Source organism: Micromonospora lupini str. Lupac 08 (assembly GCF_000297395.2).
GTDB lineage: Bacteria > Actinomycetota > Actinomycetes > Mycobacteriales > Micromonosporaceae > Micromonospora > Micromonospora lupini.
This window is the reverse complement of the sequence record NZ_HF570108.1, coordinates 3,844,473-3,866,082: the sequence shown is the minus strand read 5'-3', so window position 1 is coordinate 3,866,082 and position 21,610 is coordinate 3,844,473. Positions and strand designations below refer to the sequence as shown.

Genomic DNA, 21,610 nt, shown 5'->3' with positions numbered 1-21,610 from the left:
GTCGCGGTGGTCGCCACCGTGGCGTGCCATCTATCCGTCGGTCCGCCGAGGGCAGGAATCCACTACCGGATCGAGAAGGAGAGCAATTCGATGCGCAGGTCCACTCGGGCGCGCCGGTCACCCGGCATCGCGCGGAGCAAGCGTCTGCTGGCCGTTGTCGGCACGCTCGTGGTCTTCGGCGGAGTAGTCGCCGTCACCCAGATCTCGTCGGCCCAGGACCGGCGGACGAACAAGCCTCGACCGGTCGCCGGCCAGTGCGTGGAGCCGAGCCCGGGTTCGACCGCGCCGAGCGGCGCCTCGACCAGCCGCACCTGGCAGAACGGCCGATGGGTGCGCAACCACTGGGGTGACGGTCAGGAGTCGGTGGCGGAGTGCGAGGACGGCAAGGACGGCACGGTGGGCACCGGCTCGGCAGTCGCCTGTCCCGATGTGGCGGCAAAGCTGCCGCAGGTGCCGGATCGGGCGCGAGCCGAGGTCGACCGTAATCTCGCCCAGTTGCAGACCCAGATCGCCGAGGCCGATCGCCGGCTGGCCGCCGAGGGCAACAAGGGCGCGGCGTTCATCCGCAATGCGATCCTGCAGCCGCTGGCCGGCAAGCGTAAGGCGGTCCTGGACCGGATCACGACGGCTATCGACCGGGTCGGTCCGCGCCCGCAGGGTTTGGCGCAGCTCGCCGAGTGCCAGGTGCAGCCCACCGGTAGCAACAACGGTGGCGGCAACACCGGTGGTGGGAACAACAACGGTGGGAACACCGGCGGTGGCAACAACAACGGTGGGAACACCGGTGGCGGAAACAACGGTGGTGGCAACAACGGCGGAAACAATGGTGGCACCGCTCCCGGCGCGGGACTCGGCGTGCTGGCGAACGACTGCGACGAGAGCAAGTTGGAGGCGCACGACGGTTTCCAGAAGGGCAACCGGTGCGTGAGCACCGAGTTCGGTGAGGTTGGCGCCGCCGCCAACAACCCGTCGCTGCTGATCACCCAGTTCCCGCAGCAGGTCGGCCGCAACCAGCCCTTCACCCTGCGGGTCAGCACCCGCAATCTGGTCCGTGACCGCTTCCTCGCGGCCGGTCAGGGCGGGTACTACGTGGAGAGCTCGCTGCTCAACGCCCAGGGCCTGGTCCGGGGTCACTTCCACACCGCCTGCCGGATGCTGGACAGCCTGACCGCGCCGCCGGAGCCGCAGGAGGTGCCGGCGTTCTTCGTCGCCACCGAGGACGGTCGCGGTGGCGCCCAGCCGGACGACGTGACCATCCAGATCCCGGGCCTGCCGGAGTCGGGTACGGCGCAGTGCTCGGTCTGGGCCGGTGACGGCTCGCACCGCCTGCCGATGATGGAGCGGGCGAACCAGACCCCTGCCTTCGACTCGATCCGCATCAACGTGAACTGATTCGAGAGTCGGCCGGCCAGTCAGGGCGTACAGCCCCGGGTGGCCGGCCGCGCACACAGCGACGGGGTCCCGCCGGAAACGGCGAGACCCCGTCGCTGTGTGCCGTGTGTCAGCGGCTCTTGTACGCCTCGACGACCTCGACCGGGATCCGGCCCCGCTCGGAAATCTTGTAGCCGTTCTTGACGGCCCATTCCCGGATCGCCCGGTTCTGCTCGCGGTCCATTCCGGCGCCGCTGGGTCGCCCCGGCCGCCGAACTGTCCGCGTGTTCTCCGCCGGGCCCCGACCGATCCGCCGACCCGCATTGATGTACGGGTCCAGCGCCTTACGCAGGACGCCGGCATTCTCGTCCGAGACGTCGATCGTGTAGGCCACGCCGTCGAGACTGAACTCGACCGTCCGGTCGGCCTTCCCGCCGTCGAGGTCGTCGGTCAGCACCGTGATTACTTTTCTCGCCATTGCCGATTACTCCCTGTAGGTGGCGGGATGTGTCCAAAGTCTGACCTATCAACGGGGGAATCCGCAACAATATGCGTCCCATTCATTTCGGCGCGTCGCGATTGAGTGGCGTACAAAACCGGGAACCGCCGCGGAATCGCAGGCGGCGGGGGCGCGTCAATCGGTAAGCAGGCCGGCGTGTCCGGCGATGGCCGCCGCCTCCGCGCGGTTGGAAACCCGCAGCTTGCGCAGCAGCGCGGCGGTCATCCGTTTCACCGTCCGTTCCGAGACGTGCAGTTCCTCGGCGACGTCGACGGTGCTGCGACCGGCGGCGATCGCCCGCAGGAGGCGGCGTTCCTCGGCGTCCAGGTCGACCGACGCGGTGCGGGAGGGGCCCAGCAGGGCGCGCAGCAGTTCCGCCGGCAGCACCGCCCAGCCGTCGAGGATGGCCAGCAACGGGGGCAGCAGCTCCTCCGGTTCGCTGGTCTTCGGCAGGAACCCCTCGGCGCCGGCCCGCAACGCCTCAAGCGCCGGCGCCGGGTCGGTGGAGCCGGACATGGCGACCACCCGCACGCGTGGCGTGGTCCGCCGGATGGCGGCCACCGCCCGGATGCCGCCGGGCGGTGGCATGTGCAGGTCGACAAGCGCCAGGTCGGGGTGGCAGCGGCTGACCAGGGTCGCTGCCGCGGCGGCGTCGCCCGTCGAGCCGACCACCTCGGCCCGTCCGTCGGTGCTCACCGGAAGCAGCAGCTCGAGGCCGCGGACGAACAGGGGGTGGTCGTCCACGACAGCGAGTCTGAGGGTGGGGGCGTCCGGCATGTCTGCGCCGTTCCCCAGCGGGTACCGATCATGCGGGTACGCACCGAACGGGGGGAGTCGGATGCATGCGGGCACGCCAGGGCTGGCAGGGGTTGTTGCGAGGGTTGCGTCGGACCGGGCCGGGAGCGGGGGCCGAGCCGCCGGCGGATGTCGACGCGGACCTGCTGCTGCGGGTGTTGTGCCACGAGTTCCGTACCCCGGTCAGCGCCCTGACCTCGTTGACCCGGGCGCTGGCCGATGAGCGCCGGACGCTTACCGGCGCGGACCGACGGGCGATCGTCGAACTGGCCCGCGACCAGGCCGCCCATTTGCAGGGCCTGCTGCGCGACGCGACCGCCGGCGTCGGCGTGCTGGCGCCGACGGCCTCACCGGAGGAGGCCACCGTGCCGCTGGCCGGGATCCTGCGGGAGGTCGCCGCGCTGGTGCCGGCGGGTCGGCGACGGGCCCGCGCCACCCGGCGGGCGGGTTCCTGGCCGGTGCCGGCGGGCCGGACCCGGCAGGTGGTGGTGAACCTCGTGGAGAACGCGTTGCGCCACGGGCCGGCCGGGGGACACGTCGGCATCTACGCGGCGCTGCGCGGGCCCGGCCTGAGCATCGTGGTCACCGACGAGGGCCGGGTGGACGAGGCGCTGCTGGTGGCGCTGCGCCGTCCGGCGCCGGTGGTCGGGATGTCCGGGCTGGGGCTGTGGATCGTGCGACACCTGGTGGCCGTCGACGGGGGAGTGCTGCGCGCGCACCGGCTGCGGCCCCGGGGCGTGGCGCTGGAGGTGCTGCTGCCGGTGGTCCGCCCGCTGCGCTGACCCCACCGGGACACGGGTTGGCCCGGCCGGGTCAGCGGGATGGGAATGGCCCCGGTGCCAGCATTCCGGCACCGAGGAGGTCGAATGTTCAGCCACGTCAAGGACCTGCAGTTCGAAGCCAAGCCGGACGCTCCGGACGCCGCGTTCGCCCGCCGCCTGCAGGAGGTCCTGGGCGGCAAGTGGGGCGAGATGACAGTCGCCAACCAGTACCTGTTCCAGGGGTGGAACTGCCGACTGCCCGGCAAGTACAAGGACCTGCTGCTCGACGTCGGCACCGAGGAGGTCGGCCACGTCGAGATGATCGTCACGATGATCACCCGCCTGCTGGACAACGCCCCGCTGTCGCTGTCGGAGGCCATCGCGGACAACCCCGGGGGTGGGGCTGTCTACGCCGGGTCGAACCCGGCGCACTTCATTCACAGCGGCGCCGGGGCGTTGCCCGCCGACAGCAACGGGGTGCCCTGGAACGGCGCGTTCATCACCGCCAGCGGCAACCTGCTGGCCGACTTCCAGCTCAACGTCACCGCCGAGGCGCAGGGCCGCCTGCAGGTCTCCCGGCTGTTCAACATGACCGACGACCCCGGCGTCAAGCAGATGCTGCGCTTCCTGCTGGCCCGCGACACCATGCACCAGAACATGTGGCTGGCCGCCATCGAGCAGCTCCGGGAGGACGGCCTGGAGGACATGCCGGTGCCGGACGCCTTCCCGGACTCCGGGGAGTTCACCGACGAGTTCGGCTACACCTACCTGGGCTTCTCCTCCGGCACGGACGCCGCGCAGGGGCGCTGGGCGTCCGGGCCCGCGCCCGACGGCAAGGGGGAGTTCCGCTACGACGACAACCCGCGCGCGAACGCCCCCGAGCCGGTGCTGCCGCCGGGTGACCCGCGGCTGTACGGCACCAACCCGGCGGCGTCGTGAACACGGTCGGGAGCCTGTCGGGCACCCGGGTGAAGCTGGTGGTCTGCACGGCGCTCACCGCGCTCGCCGTCGGCGTCGGGCTGCCCGCCCGGGTGGTGCTCGCCCTGGCGTTGACCAGCCTGGCCATTCCCGTCGCCGTGGCGCTGGCCGGCGGGGGCCGGGCGGTCCGGGACCTGCTGCTGCCGCTCCGCCGGCCAGCGTCGAGCAGTGGTCTGGGTCACACCTCGGAACAAGGGGAACGCTTTGTTACTTGAGTGAGACACGCTCAACCCAACGCGATAGCAGGTGTTCGATGGCAACTCTTCCGGTACTTCCCCTGACCGACGCCGTGCTGCTGCCCGGCATGGTCATCCCGGTGACCCTCGACCCGACCACCCAGGCCGCCATCGACGCGGCCCGGACGACCGGCGACCGCAAGCTGCTGGCCGTGCCGCGCATCGACGGCGAGTACGGCCCGGTCGGCGTGGTCGCCACCATCGAGAAGGTCGGCCGGCTGCCCGACGGTGAGCCCGCCGCCGTGGTCCGTGGCCTGTCCCGGGCCCGGATCGGCTCCGGCGTGCCCGGCCCCGGCGCGGCCCTCTGGGTCGAGGCGACCGAACTCGACGAACCCGCCCCCGCCGGCAAGGCGCGGGAACTCGCCCGCGAGTACCGCGCCCTGGTGACCTCCGTGCTCCAGCAGCGGGGCGCCTGGCAGGTCATCGACGCGGTGGAGCGGATGACCGACCTGTCCGAGCTGGCCGACTCGGCCGGCTACGCGCCCTGGTTGACCCTGGAGCAGAAGACCGAGCTGCTCGCCGCGCCGGACGTCACCGCCCGGCTGGAGCTGCTGGTCGGCTGGGTGAAGGCGTACCTGGCCGAGCAGGAGGTCACCGAGCAGATCAACAGCGACGTCCGCGAGGGCCTGGAGAAGTCGCAGCGGGAGTTCCTGCTGCGCCAGCAGCTCGCCGCGATCCGCAAGGAGCTGGGCGAGGACGAGCCGGACGGCTCGGCCGACTACCGCTCCCGGGTGGAGAGCGCCGACCTGCCGGACAAGGTCCGCGAGGCGGCGATGCGCGAGGTCGGCAAGCTGGAGCGGGCCAGTGACGCCTCCCCGGAGGCGGGCTGGATCCGTACCTGGCTCGACACCGTCCTGGAAATGCCCTGGGGTACGCGTACCCAGGACAACACCGACCTGGCCGCGGCCCGGGCGGTGCTCGACGCCGACCACGCCGGCCTGGCCGACGTGAAGGACCGCATCCTGGAGTACCTCGCGGTGCGCAACCGCCGGGCCGAGCGCAACCTCGGCGTGGTCGGCGGTCGCGGCTCCGGCGCGGTGCTCGCCCTCGCCGGCCCTCCCGGGGTGGGCAAGACCAGCCTCGGCGAGTCCGTGGCTCGGGCGCTCGGGCGCAACTTCGTCCGGGTGTCGCTCGGCGGCGTCCGCGACGAGGCGGAGATCCGCGGGCACCGGCGCACCTACGTGGGCGCGCTGCCCGGTCGGATCGTCCGCGCGCTGCGCGAGGCCGGCTCGATGAACCCGGTCGTGCTCCTCGACGAGGTGGACAAGCTGGCCGCCGGCTACGCCGGTGACCCGGCCGCCGCCCTGCTGGAGGTGCTCGACCCGGCCCAGAACCACACCTTCCGGGATCACTACCTGGAGGTCGACCTGGACCTGTCCGACGTGCTGTTCCTGGCCACCGCCAACGTGGTGGAGTCCATCCCCGGCCCGCTGCTGGACCGGATGGAGCTGGTCACCCTGGACGGCTACACCGAGGACGAGAAGGTCGCCATCGCCCGCGACCACCTGCTGCCCCGGCAGCGGGAGCGGGCCGGTCTGACCGCCGACGAGGTGGAGATCGCCGACGAGGCGTTGGCGCTGATCGCGGGGGAGTACACCCGGGAGGCCGGTGTCCGGCAGCTCGAACGGGGTCTGGCCAAGATCCTGCGCAAGGTGGCCGTGACGCTGGCGACCGACCCGTCGCCGGTACGCGTCGACACCGACAACCTCACCGGCTACCTGGGGCGGCCGAAGTTCACCCCGGAGTCGGCCGAGCGCACCGCGGTGCCCGGCGTGGCCACCGGCCTCGCCGTCACCGGCGCCGGCGGGGACGTGCTCTTCATCGAGGCGACGAGCATGGAGGGCGAGCCGGGGCTGACCCTGACCGGTCAGCTCGGTGACGTCATGAAGGAGTCGGCGCACATCGCGCTGTCGTACCTGCGCTCCAACGGGCGTCGGCTCGGCATCGACCCGAACGCCCTGGCGGGACGCCGGATCCACCTGCACGTCCCGGCGGGCGCGGTGCCCAAGGACGGCCCGAGCGCCGGCATCACCATGGTGACGGCCCTGGCGTCCCTGGTAACCGGCCGACCGGTCCGCCCCGAGTTCGGGATGACCGGCGAGGTGACGCTCTCCGGTCGGGTGCTGCCGATCGGCGGGGTGAAGCAGAAGCTGCTCGCCGCGCACCGGGCCGGCCTCACCGAGGTCATCATCCCGGCGCGTAACGAGCCGGACCTGGACGACCTGCCGACCGAGGTGCGCGAGGCGCTGACCGTGCACACCCTGGCCGACGTGGCCGACGTGCTCGCCCTGGCGCTGCGCCCGGCCGACGTCCAGGCGCTGGACGGTCCGGCGCTGTTCACGGTCTGACGTTCCGAGCCCGATGACCCCCGCCGTCTTCGGACGGCGGGGGTCATTGATGTTGGCGCATGGGGGGCTACAGTCCGCGGGAACCCCTCAACCACCTCTCCGCCGCGAGGCGGCGCCCCCCGGAGGTAACCCCCGTGAACCTGGTGCTCTGGATCATCCAGATCCTGCTCGCCGTCGTCTTCGTCGGCGCCGGCCTGGCCAAGCTGACCCAGCCCAAGGAGAAGCTGCGCGACCGGATGGCCTGGGTCGACCCGGTCCCGCCGACCCAGGTCAAGGCCCTCGGCGCGGTCGAGGTGCTGGCCGCCGTCGGGCTCGTGCTGCCCGCGTTCACCGGCATCGCCACAGTGCTCACGCCGCTGGCCGCCGTCGGGTTGGTCATCGTCATGATCGGCGCCATCCTGGTGCACCTGCGCGACCGGAAGAAGCGCGACACGGCGGCCGAGCGTCGCACGGAGATCCAGGGCGCGATCACCTGCGCGGTGCTGCTCGTTCTCGCCGCGGTGGTCGCCTGGGGCCGCTTCGGGCCGTACTCCTTCTGAGCTGATGCGCCGGCGACCGTCGTACCCCGGCGGTCGCCGGCGGCGCGCTCAGCGCCCCTCGCCGCCGCGGTCGCGACGAACCGTGGCCTTGCGGCCCTTGATGGTGCTGGAGCGCAGCCCGGAGATCACCTCGTCGGCCACCCCCTGCGGCACCTCCACCAGGGAGAAGCGGTCGGCGATCTCGATCGAGCCGATGTCCCGGCCGCGGATCCCCGTCTCGCCGGTGATGGCGCCGACCAGGTCCTGCGGGCGGACCCCCGCGCGCCGGCCCAGACCGACGAAGACCTGGACGGTGTTGCCGCCACCCGAGCGGGGCCGGCCGCCACCGCGCCGGTCGCCGCCCCGGCCACCGGCCTCCGGCCGACCCTCGCGCGGGCCGCGCACCGGCGCCTGCGGGATCTCCTCCTCGTCGTCCGAGCCCGGGGACGTCACCTCGTGGGCCAGCTTCACCGCGGCGAGCGCCACCTCCATCAGGTCGAACTCGTCGGTGAGCGTCTCCACGATCACCCGGAACGGGTCGAGGTCGTCCTCCAGCAGGCTCTCCCGCAGCGCCCCCTGGGTCAGCTCCAGCCGGCGGGTGCGCATGTCGGCCACGGTGGGGATCTTGTCGATGGTGATCCGCTGGCCGGTCACCCGCTCGATGGTCTTGAGCATCCGGTGCTCGCGCGGCTCGGCGAGGGTGATCGCCACGCCCTCCCGGCCGGCCCGACCCACCCGGCCGATGCGGTGCACGTACGACTCCGGCGCCGACGGCACGTCGTAGTTGACCACGTGGGTGAGCTGCTCGACGTCGAGCCCACGGGCCGCCACGTCGGTGGCCACCAGCAGGTCGGCGGTGCCCGCCCGCAGCCGACCCATCACCCGGTCGCGCTGCTCCTGGCTCATGCCGCCGTGCAGCGCCTCGGAGCGGTAGCCCCGGCCGTTCATCGTCTCGGTCAGCCGGTCCACCTCCTCGCGGCTGCGGCAGAACACGATCGCCGCCGTGGGCGACTCCACGTCGAGGACCCGGCCCAGCGCCGCCGGTTTGTGCGCGCGCGTCACGATGTACGCGCTCTGCCGCACCCGGGGCGCCTCGCCCGCGACCGTCTGCTCCCGGCCGATCTCGATCCGGACCGGCTCGCGCAGGTGCTGGCGGGCCATCCCGTCGATCCGCGACGGCATGGTGGCCGAGAAGAGCACCGTCTGACGCTCGGCGGGAGCGTGCTCCAGGATCGCCTCGATGTCCTCGGCGAAGCCCATGTCGAGCATCTCGTCGGCCTCGTCGAGCACCACCGTGGCCAGGCCGCCGAGGCGCAGGGTGCCCCGGGCGATGTGGTCGAGGGCCCGCCCGGGGGTGGCCACCACCACGTCGACCCCGCTGTCCAGTGCCCGCAACTGCCGCCCGATCGGCTGCCCACCGTAGATCGGCAGCACCCGCGCGCCCAGGTCCTTGCCGTAGCGGTGGAACGCCTCGGACACCTGCACCGCCAGCTCCCGCGTCGGCACCAGCACCAGCGCCACCGGGTCCCCGCCGTCGCGGTGCGCCGACATCCGGTTCAGCAGCGGCAGCGCGAACGCCGCCGTCTTGCCGGTGCCGGTGGCGGCCTGACCCAGCAGATCCCGACCGTCGAGCAGCGGCGGGATGGCCTCCCGCTGGATCGGGGTCGGCTCCTCGTAGCCGAGGGCGGACAGCGCGCCCAGCAGCTCGGGACGCAGCCCGAGCTCGGTGAAGGCGTACACCTCTTCGGCGTCGGCGGGGACGGCGTCGAGCGGTGCGTCAGTCGGTGCGTCGTGCTGTGCAGGTGCGGAACTCATGTGCCAAGCCTTTCATTACCCCGTCGGGCCCGCTGCGCCGACCGGCACAAGAGCGCCCCGGGCGGCGGTCGGCGGGCAGCTCGGCGGGTCAGGTGGTGGTCAGGATCGCCAGGATCATGATCGCGCCGAGAACGGCGTCGAGCACTCCGCAGAACTCGGCGTACCCGCGCGGCACCACTCGGCCGGTGCGGTGGTTGACCAGGTCCCACCCGGAGTGCGCCAGCCACCCGAACGCCACCAGCCACGCGGCCGTCCGCCCGCCGGCCGCGACCGCGACAAGCGTCACGGTCACCCAGGCGACCAGGCCGACGAGCTGGGTGGCGAGCACGCCCGGCCCCCGCAGCGTCCGCCGGGCCACGCCGATCAGCAGGTACCCGCCGGGCAGCACCAGCATCGTCCACGGGCTGAGCACCATCGGGTCGACCCACATGTCCAGGGTCAGCAGCAGCGCGAGTCCGGCCGGCCAGCGGCGGGCGAGCGCCACCACCGCCGGGTGCCGGTGTATCACCGCCGGCGGTTCGTGCCGGTGGCGCAGCGCCACCAGCACCATGGCCGGCACCATCAGCAGATGGCCGCCGAGCAGCACGGCGTCGCCGTCCAGCAGACCGGCCCAGAACGGTACGAGCAGCAGCAGGAACGGGACGTACATCGCGGCGGCCATCTCACCGACCCCGCTCCAGTGGTGCGCCCGGTAGCGCATCCACACCGTCATCCCGACTGTCATGTCCGTGGCCATCACCAGGGCGGCCACCTCCGGCCGGGCCAGTGCGCCGGCAACGCCCAGGGCCGTGCCGGCCATCTCCCAGAGCGGCCCGAGCAGCACCATCCCGGCGACCATCGCCAGCGCCATCTCGCCGAGATGCCACAGCAGCCGCCGCCGGGTGCCGTGGGAGGGCGCCGCGTCGGAGGGCGCCGGCTGGGCGGTGGGCAGCGATCCGGGCTGCCGTACGGGGGTAGGGCTGTCCGCGTACATCGGTGTCTTCTCCATGCCGTTGACCCTGCCGGCGTTCCGGCGCGGGGGGCAGGCGCGTCCGTCACGGGAAAACCGTGCGGGGCGCACGGTCCGACCGTGACAACTCGCACGGGTGGCCCGTGCGCGGGCCGGCCCTAGGATCGACGCGTGGCGAGCGAGGCGGTGACACCCCGGGCGGACCGCCGGCTGCACCGGGCCCGGCAGGCGACGCTGCTGTCGCTGGCCACCGGCGTGTGGGCGAGTGTGCTGCTGCCGGCGATCGGCCTGACCCGGGAGCCGGACCGCAGCCGCGTCGCGCTCGGCGCGGTCGGCATCCTCGCGTTCGCCGTCGCGCAGACGGCCGTGCTGTACGCGGCGGTCACGCCGTGGCTCGCGCAGCGGTGGCGACGCCGCGCCCAACTCGGTCTGATCGTCGTGGCCGCGCTGACCGTGCCCCTGGTCGCCCCGGTGGCGGTCGGTGTCTGGCCCACCTGGGCCTGGATCGGGGCCGCCCTGGTGGGGATGGCGCCGCTGCTGGTCCGCCTCCCGGGCGCGCTGGCGGTCACCGCCGGCGCCCTGCTCGTGTCGGCGGCCGTGGCGTGGTGGACCGGCGGCTCCGTGGGGCGGAACCTGGCCGTGACGGGCGGGATCGGGGTGGGCGTGGCGGCGGTCAACTGGTTCCAGGTCTGGTTCTGGGGTCTGCTCGTGGAGGCCCGGCAGGGCCAGGCCGCCCAGGCCCGACTGGCCGCCGCCGAGGAGCGGCTGCGCTTCGCCCGTGACGTGCACGACGTGCTGGGGCACCACCTCACCGTGATCGCGTTGAAAGCCGAACTCGCCGCCCGACTGGCGCCGGTCGACCCGGAGCGGGCCGGCCGGGAAGCCGCCGAGGCGCAGCGACTCGCCGCCTCCGCGCTGGCCGAGGTCCGCGAGACCGTCCACGGGTACCGCGCGGTGGACCTCGGTGAGCAGTTGGCCGCCGTCGCTGGGGTGCTGCGTTCCTGCGGGGTGCGCTGCACGGTGCAGCCGCCACCTGTCGACCTGCCACAGTCCGCCGCCACCGAGCTGGCGGCGGTGCTGCGCGAGGCGGGCACCAACGTGCTGCGGCACAGCCAGGCCCAGTGGTGTCGCATCCACATCGACCGGGAGGACAGTGTGGCCAGAATGACTGTCGCCAACGACGGCGTCGACGGCCGGGGTCCGGACGAGCACAGCCACGGCCTGCGCGGCATCGCCGACCGGATCGCCGCGGTCGGGGGAGAGTTGCGGGTGCACCGCGAGGACTCGGTGTTCACCCTCGACATCACCGTTCCGTGGCCGTCGTGATCCGCGTCCTGCTCGCCGACGACGAGGAGCTGATCCGGGTCGCGGTCGCCGCGCTGCTCGACCTGGAACCGGACATCGACGTCGTGGCCCAGGCCGCGGACGGGCCGACGGCTGTCACCGCGGCGCTCGCGCACCGCCCGGACGTGGCCGTGGTGGACCTGGAGATGCCCGGCCTGGACGGCATCGCGGTGGCCGCCGAGCTGGCCCGCGTCCGACCCGACTGCGCGGTGGTGGTCCTCACCGGGCACGGCCGGCCGGGTCACCTGCGGCAGGCGCTGACGGCCGGTGCGCGAGGTTTCCTCCCCAAGGGAGCGCCGGGAAGCGCGCTCGCCGACGTGATCCGACGGGTGCACGTCGGCGGCCGGTACGTGGACCCGTCGCTGGCCGCCGACGCGCTGACCCTGCCGCCGTGCCCGCTGACCCCTCGGGAACTGGAGACGCTGCGGCTGGCCGAGTTCGGCGCACCGGTCGCGGTGATCGCCCGCCGGGTGCACCTGTCCACCGGCACCGTCCGCAACCACCTGTCCGCTGCCGTGCAGAAGCTCGGCGCGACGGACCGCGCCGAGGCGGTGCGTACCGCCCGCGACAGCGGCTGGCTCTGACCCTTCGGCTGTCCTTTGCTCTGCTTCAACCCACGCACCACCTGGCGTCCCGACCCGACCGGCTACCGGGGTCGCGCCCAGGCGACGAACCGGTCGTCGAGGTCGGCCGCCGTGGTGCCGTGGTGCTGCTCGGCGGCCTCGTCCCGCAGGGTCATCAGGTAGGCCACCAGGGCCGGCCGGTTCTCGCGGTACTGGCCGAGGAGGCTCAGCTTCGCCGCCGAGCAGGGCCACGCGATCCCGCACGACTGGCAACGCCAGGTGGGACGGGTCGCCAGATGGGGGAGGCGTCGACCCCTCACGCGGCACCTCCGTTCGGCGGACGAACTGTGCGCTCGTCCGTGCTGTTCCGGCACAGGACGTCAGCGGCCCTGGTCGGAAGGGCGCTCGCCGCGGGACATTCCGGCACGGCTGTCTCCCTGTCGCTCGTCGGGAGGGGCCGCCCCTGAGTGCTCGCCCACGAGGCGGCCCCGGCACGAACGCGTCCGCCGGGTCTCGGGTCCCTGCCGGCCGCGCCGTCTACGACCACCCTGCCGACCGTTGCGAAGCAACTACACTCCGTTGCACTATGGCGTTTGGACGTTCGGGATATCCGGGGAGGACAGAGGATGAATCACGCCGTTGTGGAGGCCATGACCCAGTGTGGTGAGACCGCCGACTCCCTCGCGGCTCAGACCGGGGTCGATCCGAAGACGGCCGCGCGGTGGGCAAACCCGGGACGGATTCCGCAGACTCGACATCGTGCCCAGGTCGCCGCGATCCTCGGACGAGAGGTGGTCGACCTGTGGCCGGACGTCCTGAAGCGCCGCGAGCCGGTGTGGTTCCGGCCATGGGCTGACATTGAACGCGAGGCGGTCGCGCTGCGGTGGTACGAACTGGCCTGGGTGCCCGGCCTGTTGCAGACCGAGGCGTACGCGCGGGCCACACTGGCCGGTGAGTTGCTGTCCTCCAACGACCTTGACCATCTCGTCCAGGGACGTATGGTGCGGCAGTCGGTCCTCCACCGCGACCAGCCACCGCTATTGATCGCCGTTCTGGACGAGTCGGTGCTGCGGCGGTCGGCCTACGGCGACCGGTCTCTCATGCGCGAGCAGTGCGAGCATCTCGCTAGATGTGCGCAACTCCCGTCGGTGCAGGTCTACGTCGTGCCGGCAACCGTTGGCATGTATCCGGGCCTGGGTGGGCCGTTCATCATCGCCGAATTGGAGGGCGGCGGTCGTGTTGCCCACGTTGACGGGCAGGCACAGGCGCAGATAACCGAGCAGCAGTCGGAAATTGCTACCCTGGACCGACGATGGGAACGCATCCGCGGGGAGGCTCTCTCCCGTGGACAGTCCCTAGACCTGCTCAGGGAAGCGGCATCATCATGGACCTGACCGGCGCGCAGTGGCGTAAGAGCATGAAGAGCGGCAACAACGGCGGGGCGTGCGTGGAGGTCGCCGACAACGTTCCCGGGGTCGTCCTGGTTCGGGACACGAAGGACCGTGACGGCGGGACGCTTACCTTCGCGCCGCAGGCGTGGCGAGACTTCGTCGGCTTCGCGCGAGCCCAGCACCAGACGAGTAATTCCTGACCCTGGCTGGCTCGAAGCCGGCGGCCGGCGGTGACCGTCGGTCACGTCGGTGGGGGCGGATGTGGCCATGAGCGGTATACCTCAAAGTCATATTCATACCTCTGAGGTATACCGCTCCACAGCACATCGACTCGGCTAGCTCATGAAGAAGATCATGGCCGCGAGGCTTGCCCCCATGGCCAGGTGCTCCCAACGGAGCAGATCCGTGATCGGTCGATTGCGCAGCCGGACGAGTGCGGCCGCCATCCAGCAGAGGTAAGCCGCCGTGGCGGCGCGTAGCAACACGAGCGCCACGTCATGGCCGGTGACGGTGCCGTGGTCCATCCGGGGCCCGGCGGCCATGTGGTGGATAGCCATCGACCCGCCGTGTTGATGCATCAGCACGGCGAGCGCCATGAGCACGGCCCCGGCCGTACGGTGCCACTCCACCTCCGGGCCGCGCTCGGTCGGACCGCTGGTGACGAGTGCCACCGCGAAGGCGAGGAGCAGCAGTGCGCCCGCGTACTGCACAACCGGTGCGGCGTCGAGGGTCACCGCGACCATGACAGCCACCATCGCACCCGCGAGCATCCGGGCCCTGCGGGACGCGCCCGCCCGCGGCACGACGCAGCAGCAGGCCGACACCGCGGCCGACCCGAGCATGATCATCTCGAGCGTCAGGACGTCACCGCCGGCGTAACGCCGGGGCGTGACCATTGGGCGGTGGGGCGGCCGTTGAGCCGCCACGGGTGACCACTGACCCGCGGCCAACCCTGGGGTGAGTTTTCCCAGTTCTCTTGCCGGCCGTACACGGTGAGGTCCAAGGCGTGGTAGCTGGTCGTCAACGCCTCCACGCCACGCCCGGTGGTCCAGTAGGTCTCGTAGACCTGGTCGCCGTCGCGCAGGTAGCACGCGATGAACCCGAAGTCACGACCGTCGGCCAGAGCCGGGTCGGACTCTTTCGCCGAATACCAGGGGAACGGGTAACCCATGAACTCCGCGAACGGGGCGCTTTCCTCGTAGGGGCCCTGAGAGAACACGGCGTAGGTGACGTCCCGGGCATGCAGGTAGTCCAGCGTCTGCATGTGACAGGTGCAGAAGGTGCACCCCTCACACTGAAGCTCGTGCGGCTTGCCGTCGTGCCACATGTGGAAGTAGGCGATGAGCATCCGGCGGCCCTCGAAAACCTCCACCAGCGGGGTGTCCCCGTCGGGGCCCTGGACCGTCACCGTCGGCATCAAGGTCATCGGCAGCTGACGACGAGCGGCTGCGATCGCGTCTCCTTCGCGGGTATGGGCCTTCTCCCGCGCCAGCAGTTCGTCGCGCTCGCGCAGCCAGGTCTCCCGGTCGACGACCGGGGGCGTGGCTGCGCTGGACGCGGGGGTTGCCGTCATGGCTGTCTCCTTCGTCGGGTGGGGATCGGTCACAGGTACAGACGACCGAGTCGGCGATCGTCATCGGTGACCGATGACGGATGGGGTCCGCGGTCGTCAGTACGGTGGTGAGGACCAATCAGCCCCGGGGAGATCACATGTCCGACTCGCCTGACGAGCAGGCGGTCTGGCTGCAGCGCGCCTTCGACGAGCACCGGCGCGAGCTACACGTGCACTGCTACCGCCTCGCAGGGAACGTCACCGACGCGGACGACCTGGTGCAGGAGGCCTTCCTGCGTGCCTGGCGGGCTCGCGACCGCTTCGAGGGTCGGGCGTCGGCGCGCACCTGGTTCTACCGGATCGCCACGAACGTCTTCCTCGACAGCCGCAAGGCGGCCGGTCACCGGACGGTTCCGTATGGTGACCCGCTGGAGTGGTCCACCGAGCTCGGTCCCTATCCAGACGCCCTGTTGACCGACGATCCGCAGACCGCTCTCGCCGCCCGGGAGACCGTCGAGCTGGCCCTGATCGCAGCGCTCATGTACCTGCCGCCGCGGCAGCGGGCGGCCTTCGTGCTGCGCGACGTCTACGGCTGGACGCCGCAGGAGATCGCCGGCGCGCTCGACACCGCCGTAGCGGCCGTCAACAGCCTCCTCCAGCGGGCCCGCCACACCCTCCGGCGGCGCGCTCCGTCGGACCCACAGGACTGGCGCCGACCGCAGCTCACCAGCGAGGACGAAGAGATCCTGCGCCGCTACGCCAACGCGAAGGACCCGGAGACGTTCCGGGCACTGCTCGCCGAGGACGTACGGATCACGATGCCGCCCGAGCCGCCGGTCGTCGGGATCGACGCGGCCGCGGAGTTCCTCGGCCGACCGCTGGACTGGCGTACCTTCCCCACCTCGGCCAACGGGCGCCCGGCACTGATCAACTATCTCCGCCGGCCCGGCAGCCCGCACTATGAGGCGCTGGTCGTCGACGTACTCCGGATCGAGAACGGGAAGATCGTAGAGAGCAACGCCTTCATCGGTGCCCGTCACGTCGCCGCCTTCAGCATGCCCGCCACGCTCGAGCCCTAGACGAGTAAGTCTCAAGCTAAGTGGCCGAGGCTGCGCTGGTAGTGGGATCGCCGGGCTCGGGCTTGGGATGTTCGTCGCCAGGTGGACCAGTGCAGGGTGTCTCCGACCACGCTTCAACTCAGGTACGGCCGGCGGCTGCCCGGGCGGCCCGTTCGATCTCTGCGCGACGGGCTTCCCGGATGGCCGGGTCGCGCTGAGCGTTCGGATCCCAGACCGCTGTCCCTGTCGAGCCGTCGAGCTGTTCGCGCAGGATGTCGGCGTGTCCGGCATGCCGGCTCGTCTCGGTGAGGATGTGCACCATGATGGCGAACAACGTGACCTGCGGGCGTGGCCACCAGGGCACGTGGCCTGTCGCGTCGAGGGGAAGGGCGTCGATCGTCGCGTCCGAGTGCGCCCATACGCGACGGTAGTGGCCGATGATCTCCTCGCGTGTCTCGTGCGCGGTGGCCCACATGTCGTGGTCATTCGCGTCGGTGTCGTCCCAGCGGGCCAGTGGTTCAGGAAACGGTCGCCCGAAGACGTCTCCGAAGTAGCGGGCCTCCCAAGTCGACAGGTGTTTGACCAGGCCGAGAAGGTTGGTGCCGGTCGAGGTCAGGGGGCGGCGGATGTCGTACTCGGTGAGCCCTTCGAGTTTCCAGAGGATCGCCTCGCGCATGTCCCGCAGATCGCTGTGCAGGTACGTCTTCGCAAAGTCGTCGATCACGGATCGTGAGCCTGCCACGTGCCCATGACGGCCTCAAGCCCGTCAGCCCGGCCTCGGGTCGTGTGCACCGGGCAGCAGCGGCGATCTGCTCCCGACCGGTTTGGCGGAGACCGGCGGCGGGGCAAGCAAGCCTGCACCTGCGATCTGGCTGCCCCGCCGAGCGCGGGGAGCGGGCAGGTCCCTGCGCAACCGCCTCGACGAGCGGCGCTGAACCGAGCGTCCCGCCTCCTCCCGGAAACTGATCTCCGTCGGTCGGCGCCAGGGGCGGGATCGTGCGCCGGTCGATAAGACCAGTCGCGCCCTCATGTCCGAATTGGATGCAATGATGGGTTGATGCCCAGGAAGGTCGCCGCGGGTCCGGTCAACCCGGTGCGGGCAAGCGCCGTCGAACTGTTCTTCGACCTCGTCTTCATCTTCACCCTCGGCCGCCTGTCGTCGACCCTGGCCGAGGAGCCGAGCTGGGTCGCCGCCGCGCACGCAGTGATCTTCCTGCTCGCCTTCTGGTGGATCTGGTACAACACCAACCTGGCCACCGACAGCCTCGACTGTGAACGTCCCGCCGTGCAGGTTCTGATCATCTGCGTGATGCTCGGCAGTCTGCTGATGTCGATCAACGTGCCGGACGCGTTCGGCAATCAGGCCTTCGTCTTCGCGGGCGCGTACCTCGGGATCCACCTGGGCCGTACCCTGGTCATGGCCTTTTATCTGCGGGGCACGCCTGCCTGGCGTCGGCCGGTCCGGGGCGTGATCTGGTATCTGCTGTCCGGGACGCTGTGGTTCGCGGGGGCCGCGTCCCACGGCACTGCGCGGGCCCTGCTGTGGATCTGCGCGCTGGCGATCGACTACGCGGCGCCGGCATTGCGCTGGCGGGTTCCAGGGCTCGGCCGGGCCACGGCTTTGGAGTGGCGCCTCTCGGGCGAACATCTGGCCGAGCGGTACCGCCAGTTCATCATCCTGGCTCTCGGCGAGACGATCCTGGCGACCGGCAACTTCTACCGGCAGTCGTCGCGTGATCTGGAGGACACCGCTGCCTTCCTGATCACCTTCTGGACTGTCGTCTTCCTCTGGTGGACCTACTTCTATCGGACGACGAGCAGTCTCGCCGTGAAGATCAACGTTGCCGTCGACCCGTACCGGGTCAACCTGCGGGCCGGCTACACTCACCTGCTGATGGTGGGGGGCATCCTGCTCACCGGCATCGGCGGGGAGTTGATGCTGAAGGCGCCCGGCGGGAGGACGTCGGCCGGTAACGTGGTCGCGGTCCTGGTCGGGCCGCTGCTCTTCCTGGTCGGGCGACTGGTCTTCGAGGCGTGGGTGTTCGGCCAGTTGACGAAGTACTGCCTCACGTCGGTGGTGGGCTGCCTGATCCTGAGCCCGGTCGCGGCACGACTCCCGCCACTGGCGGTGGGTCTGCTGGGCGCGGCGACAATCACCACGGTCGCCGCGTTCGACCTGACGATCCGGGCGCGGCTCGCGGGCGGGGTCAACCCCGCGGCCGGCGGCGGGGCCGCTCACCCGTACCGCCAGAGCCGGTGACGCGTTCCCGCTAGCGTGGCGGGGTGCGTACGGTGGAACTGGTCTGCTCACCCGGGTTGGACGCCGCGATCCGGACGGTCTGGAGTCGGTTGGCGGCCGCCAGGTTGCCCAGCCTCGCCCGCAACATCCATCCGACCAACCGGCCGCATCTGACCCTCGCCGCCGTCGACGAGTTCCCGGTCGGCGTGGAACACCGCCTGGCCGAGTTGTTCGACGCCGCGCTGCCGGTGCCTGTCACGCTCGACCGGGTCGTCGTCCTCGACGGCAGCGCCCCGCTGGTCTGGCTCGTACGACCCACACCGGCGCTGACCGCGCTGCACGCCGCGGTCTGGGACGCCCTCGCCGAGGCCGACGGGCAGCGCCCCTGGCACGCCCCGGGAGCGTGGGTTCCGCACCTCAGCCTGGCGCTGCGGTTCCGCGACGCGGACCTGCGGCTGGCCCGTGCCGTGACCGGTGGGCAGCGCCCGACGGGCTCCTTCGACGCGGCCCGCAGCTACGACGGCACTGACCGGACGGTGACCCCGTTGCCCCGGCCGTCGGTGTGACGTGTGGCGGTCTACGGTGTGGCGATGTCCGAGCAGTGGTCGCTGACCGTCGACTGCGCGCGCCCGCGCGAGCTGGCCGCGTTCTGGTGCCTCGCGCTGGGATACGTCCCGGCCGCACCACCGGAGGGGTTCACCACCTGGGAGGCGTGGCAGACCCATTTCAAGGTTCCCGAGGACGAATGGGACGACGGCGCCTTCATCGAGGACCCGGGCGGCGTCCGGCCCGGCGTGTCGTTCCTGAAGGTGCCGGAGCCGAAGGTGGTCAAGAACCGCATGCACTTTGACATCCACGCCGGCGGCGGCCGGCACGAGCCGTTCGAGGTGCGCTGGCCGCGGGTCCAGGCGAAGGTGGACACGTTGGTGGCGGCGGGCGGGGCCGTGCTCCGGGTGGACGAACTCGATGGGACGCCCGACCACGTGACGATGGTCGACCCGGAGGGCAACGAGTTCGACGTCCTTTAGGGCGTCGTGTCACACAGTTGGTCGTGCGCAGTCAGTTGCCGCCTCCACCGCCGTCGCCACCCCCGACACTGAACTCGCCACCGCCTCCGCCGCCGCTCTCGCCCGCGCCACCGGCGTACCCGTGCCGGCCGTCGTTGAAGGGCAGGTCGCCGCGGATGCCGCGCGGCTTGGGTCGTTTACCCGGCCCCCCGAGGTGTTGCAGGCAGACCCGGTTGGCGACCGGGAAGCATTCGCCACGGCCTCCGCAGTCGGCGAGGTAGCGGTTGCCGTCCGGGATGCTGAGCTGCTGGTCCACCCGGAACAGCAGGGGAAGGCCGGTGGGGCCGCAATCCTCGTCCCGGCGGCCCTGGCTCAGCGTGGCGAGCAGCGGGGCGCCGCCCGTCGCGGACCCGGCCAGGTGGGGCAGGAGACGCCCGAACGCGGCGTCGCAGAAGGCGGCGTAGTCCTGCGTGTGCAGGGTCAGTTCCCGCCACAGCTCACCCACGACCACCGACGGCATCGCCAGCTTCGCGCCGCTCTGGCGGGCGGTGAGCCGGAACCACTGCCGGGTCGCGGTCTCGACGACCACGAGATCGTCCTCGCCGAGATGGGGATACCGATTCCGCAGATGCTCACGGCCGCCGGCGGGAAACCGGAGGTCGGACACGGCGCGGAGTCGGCGAGGGGTGCGGTCGCTGCGGAACGTCGTCCAGTTCATGCGGCACGTCCATCCGCCCGAGGTGCGAGCGCTAGGGCCCCGACCTGCCGAAGTGGCGTCGCGGCCCCTTCAGGGTAGGGCAGGAGGCCAAGGCCGCCCCGGATGAGGAGATGGGTCTCCTCGACCACGCGGTCCGGCGGAGGGATCGAACGGTGGGCCATGCTCGTTTAGGCTCATCGGCGTTGTTCGAAGCGGAGGTGAGCCAGGTGCGGGACGTCGGCTATTTCAATGACCTGCCGCACGGGCAACCAACGGAGATGGGCCTACGCGAGGCCAGCGGCAAGCTGACCGCAGATCTGGTGGGCCCGGTCGTCGGCTATCTCACCGGCGGTTCCGTGCTGGCGGCGTCGGCCGGCTACGCGCACGACGAACTGGACGCGACGCGGCCTGAGATCGCACCACTCTCCATACTCACCGACGGTGAGTGGTCGTGGCCGAGTGACCTGCCGTACTACGTGGAGAGGTATCGGGTGGGCCTTCCGCAGGAGTTCCTCCGCCACGCGGAGGCTCTGGGTTGGCGTCCTCCTCGGCTGACTCGGCAACAGCTCGAAGAGCTCGAACAGCTGCTCTTTGGCCAGCAGTGACCGTGCCAGACCACGACCGTGTTGAGGTGCGTGACGGGGCTGTTCCGGCACCCTGCTGCTTCTGCCGCCGGCTGACGCTCGGCCTGGTGGGGCAGGATTTCTATCTCGCACCGTACTTCCTCGATACGGATCGATCCTTCGCCGACGGCCGCTACGGCCAGTGCCACCTGAAGTGTCTACAGGAGTCGGGGCTGGGTCGGCGGTGGGCGAGCGGCGTCAGCGACTACTTCTGCCGCCGGTGGCCGGATTGGATCGGGATCGACGGCGGCGCATCGCGGGTCCATGTGAGCCCGCCGACGAGGGGGATCATCCTGTGGTCGGCCCAGGGATGGTTCGCCGAACTACCATTCAACGTCCTGCATGACGCCGCCGCTGATACTCCGTCCGGTGCTGGCACACCTCGTCCAAGCCGACGCACCCTGAGTGTCTCCTCGATCATCGGATTCGAGGGCGGCCCGTACGAGACGATCTTCGCGGCGCTGACCGGCGGACACCACAGCCGGATCGAGTTGCCGACGCTCCTCGCCCAACTGAACTGTGCCGACCGGGTGCTCACTCCGCATGTGCTGCGCGACGGCTGGGTGGAGCGGGTCGTGCCGGAGAGCAGGAAGATACCGTTGCCGGCCGAGTACCGGGCACGGCATGCCGTGGAGTTCGACGTCGAGCTGATCAATGCCTGCCGTGCGGCCATCCGTCGCACGGTGGGGTGGCGACGACGACGTCGGTGAGTCGTCCCCGCGTTACAGTGCTCTTCATGGATGCGTCGCAGGTCGAATGGGTCACCGTAGTGGCCTACGAGAACGCCCGTGGTTGTCCGCAGCCGATGGCCGCCGTGCGCGCCTGACTGCGTGATCGGGGCATCGACTGGATGCCGTTTGAGCCGA

Annotated in this window: 26 protein-coding genes; 17 read left to right on the top strand and 9 right to left on the bottom strand. The window is 71.3% G+C overall.

Features of this window, described 5'->3' with window-relative positions; translation table 11 throughout:
• Positions 1–90: 90 nt before the first annotated feature.
• The gene (locus tag MILUP08_RS18905) at positions 91–1,392 is read left to right on the top strand and encodes a hypothetical protein (protein WP_007460532.1); all 1,302 of its coding nucleotides are present in this window, start codon (positions 91–93) and stop codon (positions 1,390–1,392) included.
• A 109-nt stretch (positions 1,393–1,501) separates the two neighbouring features.
• Here the strand turns inward: MILUP08_RS18905 and MILUP08_RS18900 are convergent, their stop codons facing one another.
• Both MILUP08_RS18900 and MILUP08_RS18895 read right to left on the bottom strand, forming a co-directional pair.
• Positions 1,502–1,849, bottom strand: coding sequence for a histone-like nucleoid-structuring protein Lsr2 (locus MILUP08_RS18900; protein ID WP_007460530.1), 348 nt, complete (start codon positions 1,847–1,849; stop codon positions 1,502–1,504).
• Positions 1,850–2,005: 156 nt separating this feature from the next.
• Positions 2,006–2,614, bottom strand: coding sequence for a response regulator (locus MILUP08_RS18895; RefSeq protein WP_237747125.1), 609 nt, complete (start codon positions 2,612–2,614; stop codon positions 2,006–2,008).
• 98 nt (positions 2,615–2,712) lie between these two features.
• On the opposite strand from MILUP08_RS18895, the gene MILUP08_RS18890 reads away from it, so the two are divergent.
• The 5 genes from MILUP08_RS18890 to MILUP08_RS18870 all read left to right on the top strand — a co-directional run bounded on the left by MILUP08_RS18890 (position 2,713) and on the right by MILUP08_RS18870 (position 7,527).
• Entirely contained in the window at positions 2,713–3,447 is a 735-nt protein-coding gene (locus MILUP08_RS18890; protein WP_007460527.1) for a sensor histidine kinase, read from the top strand.
• 84 nt (positions 3,448–3,531) lie between these two features.
• Positions 3,532–4,365, top strand: coding sequence for a manganese catalase (locus tag MILUP08_RS18885; RefSeq protein ID WP_007460525.1), 834 nt, complete (start codon positions 3,532–3,534; stop codon positions 4,363–4,365).
• The gene (locus MILUP08_RS18880) at positions 4,362–4,619 is read left to right on the top strand and encodes a hypothetical protein (RefSeq protein ID WP_007460523.1); all 258 of its coding nucleotides are present in this window, start codon (positions 4,362–4,364) and stop codon (positions 4,617–4,619) included. The genes MILUP08_RS18885 and MILUP08_RS18880 overlap by 4 nt, the downstream gene beginning before the upstream one ends.
• Before the next feature lie 38 nt (positions 4,620–4,657).
• Positions 4,658–6,988, top strand: a complete 2,331-nt coding sequence (gene lon, locus MILUP08_RS18875; RefSeq protein ID WP_007460521.1) for an endopeptidase La — start codon at positions 4,658–4,660, stop codon at positions 6,986–6,988.
• A 134-nt stretch (positions 6,989–7,122) separates the two neighbouring features.
• Positions 7,123–7,527 (top strand): DoxX family protein, encoded by a 405-nt coding sequence (locus MILUP08_RS18870; RefSeq protein WP_007460520.1) that lies wholly within the window; start codon positions 7,123–7,125, stop codon positions 7,525–7,527.
• 48 nt (positions 7,528–7,575) lie between these two features.
• Here MILUP08_RS18870 and MILUP08_RS18865 read toward each other — a convergent pair whose 3' ends face one another.
• Positions 7,576–9,321 (bottom strand): DEAD/DEAH box helicase, encoded by a 1,746-nt coding sequence (locus tag MILUP08_RS18865; protein ID WP_007460517.1) that lies wholly within the window; start codon positions 9,319–9,321, stop codon positions 7,576–7,578.
• 88 nt (positions 9,322–9,409) lie between these two features.
• Positions 9,410–10,309 (bottom strand): hypothetical protein, encoded by a 900-nt coding sequence (locus MILUP08_RS18860; protein ID WP_007460516.1) that lies wholly within the window; start codon positions 10,307–10,309, stop codon positions 9,410–9,412.
• Positions 10,310–10,441: 132 nt separating this feature from the next.
• Between MILUP08_RS18860 and MILUP08_RS18855 the strand changes: the two genes are divergently transcribed.
• Together MILUP08_RS18855 and MILUP08_RS18850 are read left to right on the top strand one after the other, a co-directional pair.
• Positions 10,442–11,596, top strand: a complete 1,155-nt coding sequence (locus tag MILUP08_RS18855; RefSeq protein WP_007460512.1) for a histidine kinase — start codon at positions 10,442–10,444, stop codon at positions 11,594–11,596.
• Positions 11,593–12,198 (top strand): response regulator transcription factor, encoded by a 606-nt coding sequence (locus tag MILUP08_RS18850; protein WP_007460510.1) that lies wholly within the window; start codon positions 11,593–11,595, stop codon positions 12,196–12,198. The genes MILUP08_RS18855 and MILUP08_RS18850 overlap by 4 nt, the downstream gene beginning before the upstream one ends.
• A 62-nt stretch (positions 12,199–12,260) precedes the next feature.
• On the opposite strand, the gene MILUP08_RS18845 is transcribed toward MILUP08_RS18850, so the two are convergent.
• Positions 12,261–12,497 (bottom strand): hypothetical protein, encoded by a 237-nt coding sequence (locus MILUP08_RS18845; protein ID WP_007460508.1) that lies wholly within the window; start codon positions 12,495–12,497, stop codon positions 12,261–12,263.
• 306 nt (positions 12,498–12,803) lie between these two features.
• Between MILUP08_RS18845 and MILUP08_RS18840 the strand changes: the two genes are divergently transcribed.
• Complete coding sequence (locus tag MILUP08_RS18840) at positions 12,804–13,571, top strand: DUF5753 domain-containing protein (RefSeq protein ID WP_007460506.1); 768 nt, start codon at positions 12,804–12,806, stop codon at positions 13,569–13,571.
• Positions 13,562–13,768, top strand: a complete 207-nt coding sequence (locus MILUP08_RS18835) for a DUF397 domain-containing protein (RefSeq protein ID WP_007460505.1) — start codon at positions 13,562–13,564, stop codon at positions 13,766–13,768. The genes MILUP08_RS18840 and MILUP08_RS18835 overlap by 10 nt, the downstream gene beginning before the upstream one ends.
• A 135-nt stretch (positions 13,769–13,903) precedes the next feature.
• Here MILUP08_RS18835 and MILUP08_RS18830 read toward each other — a convergent pair whose 3' ends face one another.
• Positions 13,904–14,311 carry a hypothetical protein gene (locus MILUP08_RS18830; RefSeq protein WP_144056964.1) on the bottom strand — a complete coding sequence of 136 codons (408 nt, stop codon included), beginning with the start codon at positions 14,309–14,311 and terminating at the stop codon, positions 13,904–13,906.
• Between MILUP08_RS18830 and MILUP08_RS36785 the strand changes: the two genes are divergently transcribed.
• Complete coding sequence (locus MILUP08_RS36785) at positions 14,310–14,447, top strand: hypothetical protein (protein ID WP_192580493.1); 138 nt, start codon at positions 14,310–14,312, stop codon at positions 14,445–14,447. The two genes, MILUP08_RS18830 and MILUP08_RS36785, sit on opposite strands and share 2 nt — an antisense overlap.
• On the opposite strand, the gene MILUP08_RS18825 is transcribed toward MILUP08_RS36785, so the two are convergent.
• Positions 14,425–15,141 carry a DUF899 family protein gene (locus MILUP08_RS18825; protein WP_007460500.1) on the bottom strand — a complete coding sequence of 239 codons (717 nt, stop codon included), beginning with the start codon at positions 15,139–15,141 and terminating at the stop codon, positions 14,425–14,427. The genes MILUP08_RS36785 and MILUP08_RS18825 overlap by 23 nt on opposite strands.
• Before the next feature lie 137 nt (positions 15,142–15,278).
• On the opposite strand from MILUP08_RS18825, the gene MILUP08_RS18820 reads away from it, so the two are divergent.
• The gene (locus MILUP08_RS18820; RefSeq protein WP_007460498.1) at positions 15,279–16,199 is read left to right on the top strand and encodes an RNA polymerase subunit sigma-70; all 921 of its coding nucleotides are present in this window, start codon (positions 15,279–15,281) and stop codon (positions 16,197–16,199) included.
• A gap of 118 nt (positions 16,200–16,317) precedes the next feature.
• On the opposite strand, the gene MILUP08_RS18815 is transcribed toward MILUP08_RS18820, so the two are convergent.
• Positions 16,318–16,902, bottom strand: coding sequence for a DinB family protein (locus MILUP08_RS18815; protein WP_007460496.1), 585 nt, complete (start codon positions 16,900–16,902; stop codon positions 16,318–16,320).
• Between the two features lie 333 nt (positions 16,903–17,235).
• On the opposite strand from MILUP08_RS18815, the gene MILUP08_RS18810 reads away from it, so the two are divergent.
• From MILUP08_RS18810 to MILUP08_RS18800, 3 genes are read left to right on the top strand one after another with little or no spacing between them, the layout of a single operon-like run.
• Entirely contained in the window at positions 17,236–18,438 is a 1,203-nt protein-coding gene (locus tag MILUP08_RS18810) for a low temperature requirement protein A (RefSeq protein WP_007460494.1), read from the top strand.
• A gap of 23 nt (positions 18,439–18,461) precedes the next feature.
• Entirely contained in the window at positions 18,462–18,983 is a 522-nt protein-coding gene (locus tag MILUP08_RS18805; RefSeq protein WP_007460492.1) for a 2'-5' RNA ligase family protein, read from the top strand.
• Between the two features lie 24 nt (positions 18,984–19,007).
• Complete coding sequence (locus tag MILUP08_RS18800) at positions 19,008–19,445, top strand: VOC family protein (RefSeq protein WP_039908313.1); 438 nt, start codon at positions 19,008–19,010, stop codon at positions 19,443–19,445.
• A gap of 31 nt (positions 19,446–19,476) precedes the next feature.
• Here MILUP08_RS18800 and MILUP08_RS18795 read toward each other — a convergent pair whose 3' ends face one another.
• Complete coding sequence (locus tag MILUP08_RS18795; RefSeq protein ID WP_007460489.1) at positions 19,477–20,142, bottom strand: glycine-rich domain-containing protein; 666 nt, start codon at positions 20,140–20,142, stop codon at positions 19,477–19,479.
• 182 nt (positions 20,143–20,324) lie between these two features.
• On the opposite strand from MILUP08_RS18795, the gene MILUP08_RS18790 reads away from it, so the two are divergent.
• Positions 20,325–20,726, top strand: coding sequence for a hypothetical protein (locus MILUP08_RS18790; RefSeq protein WP_051065750.1), 402 nt, complete (start codon positions 20,325–20,327; stop codon positions 20,724–20,726).
• Between the two features lie 2 nt (positions 20,727–20,728).
• Positions 20,729–21,454 carry a hypothetical protein gene (locus tag MILUP08_RS18785; protein WP_144056962.1) on the top strand — a complete coding sequence of 242 codons (726 nt, stop codon included), beginning with the start codon at positions 20,729–20,731 and terminating at the stop codon, positions 21,452–21,454.
• Positions 21,455–21,610: the final 156 nt, after the last annotated feature.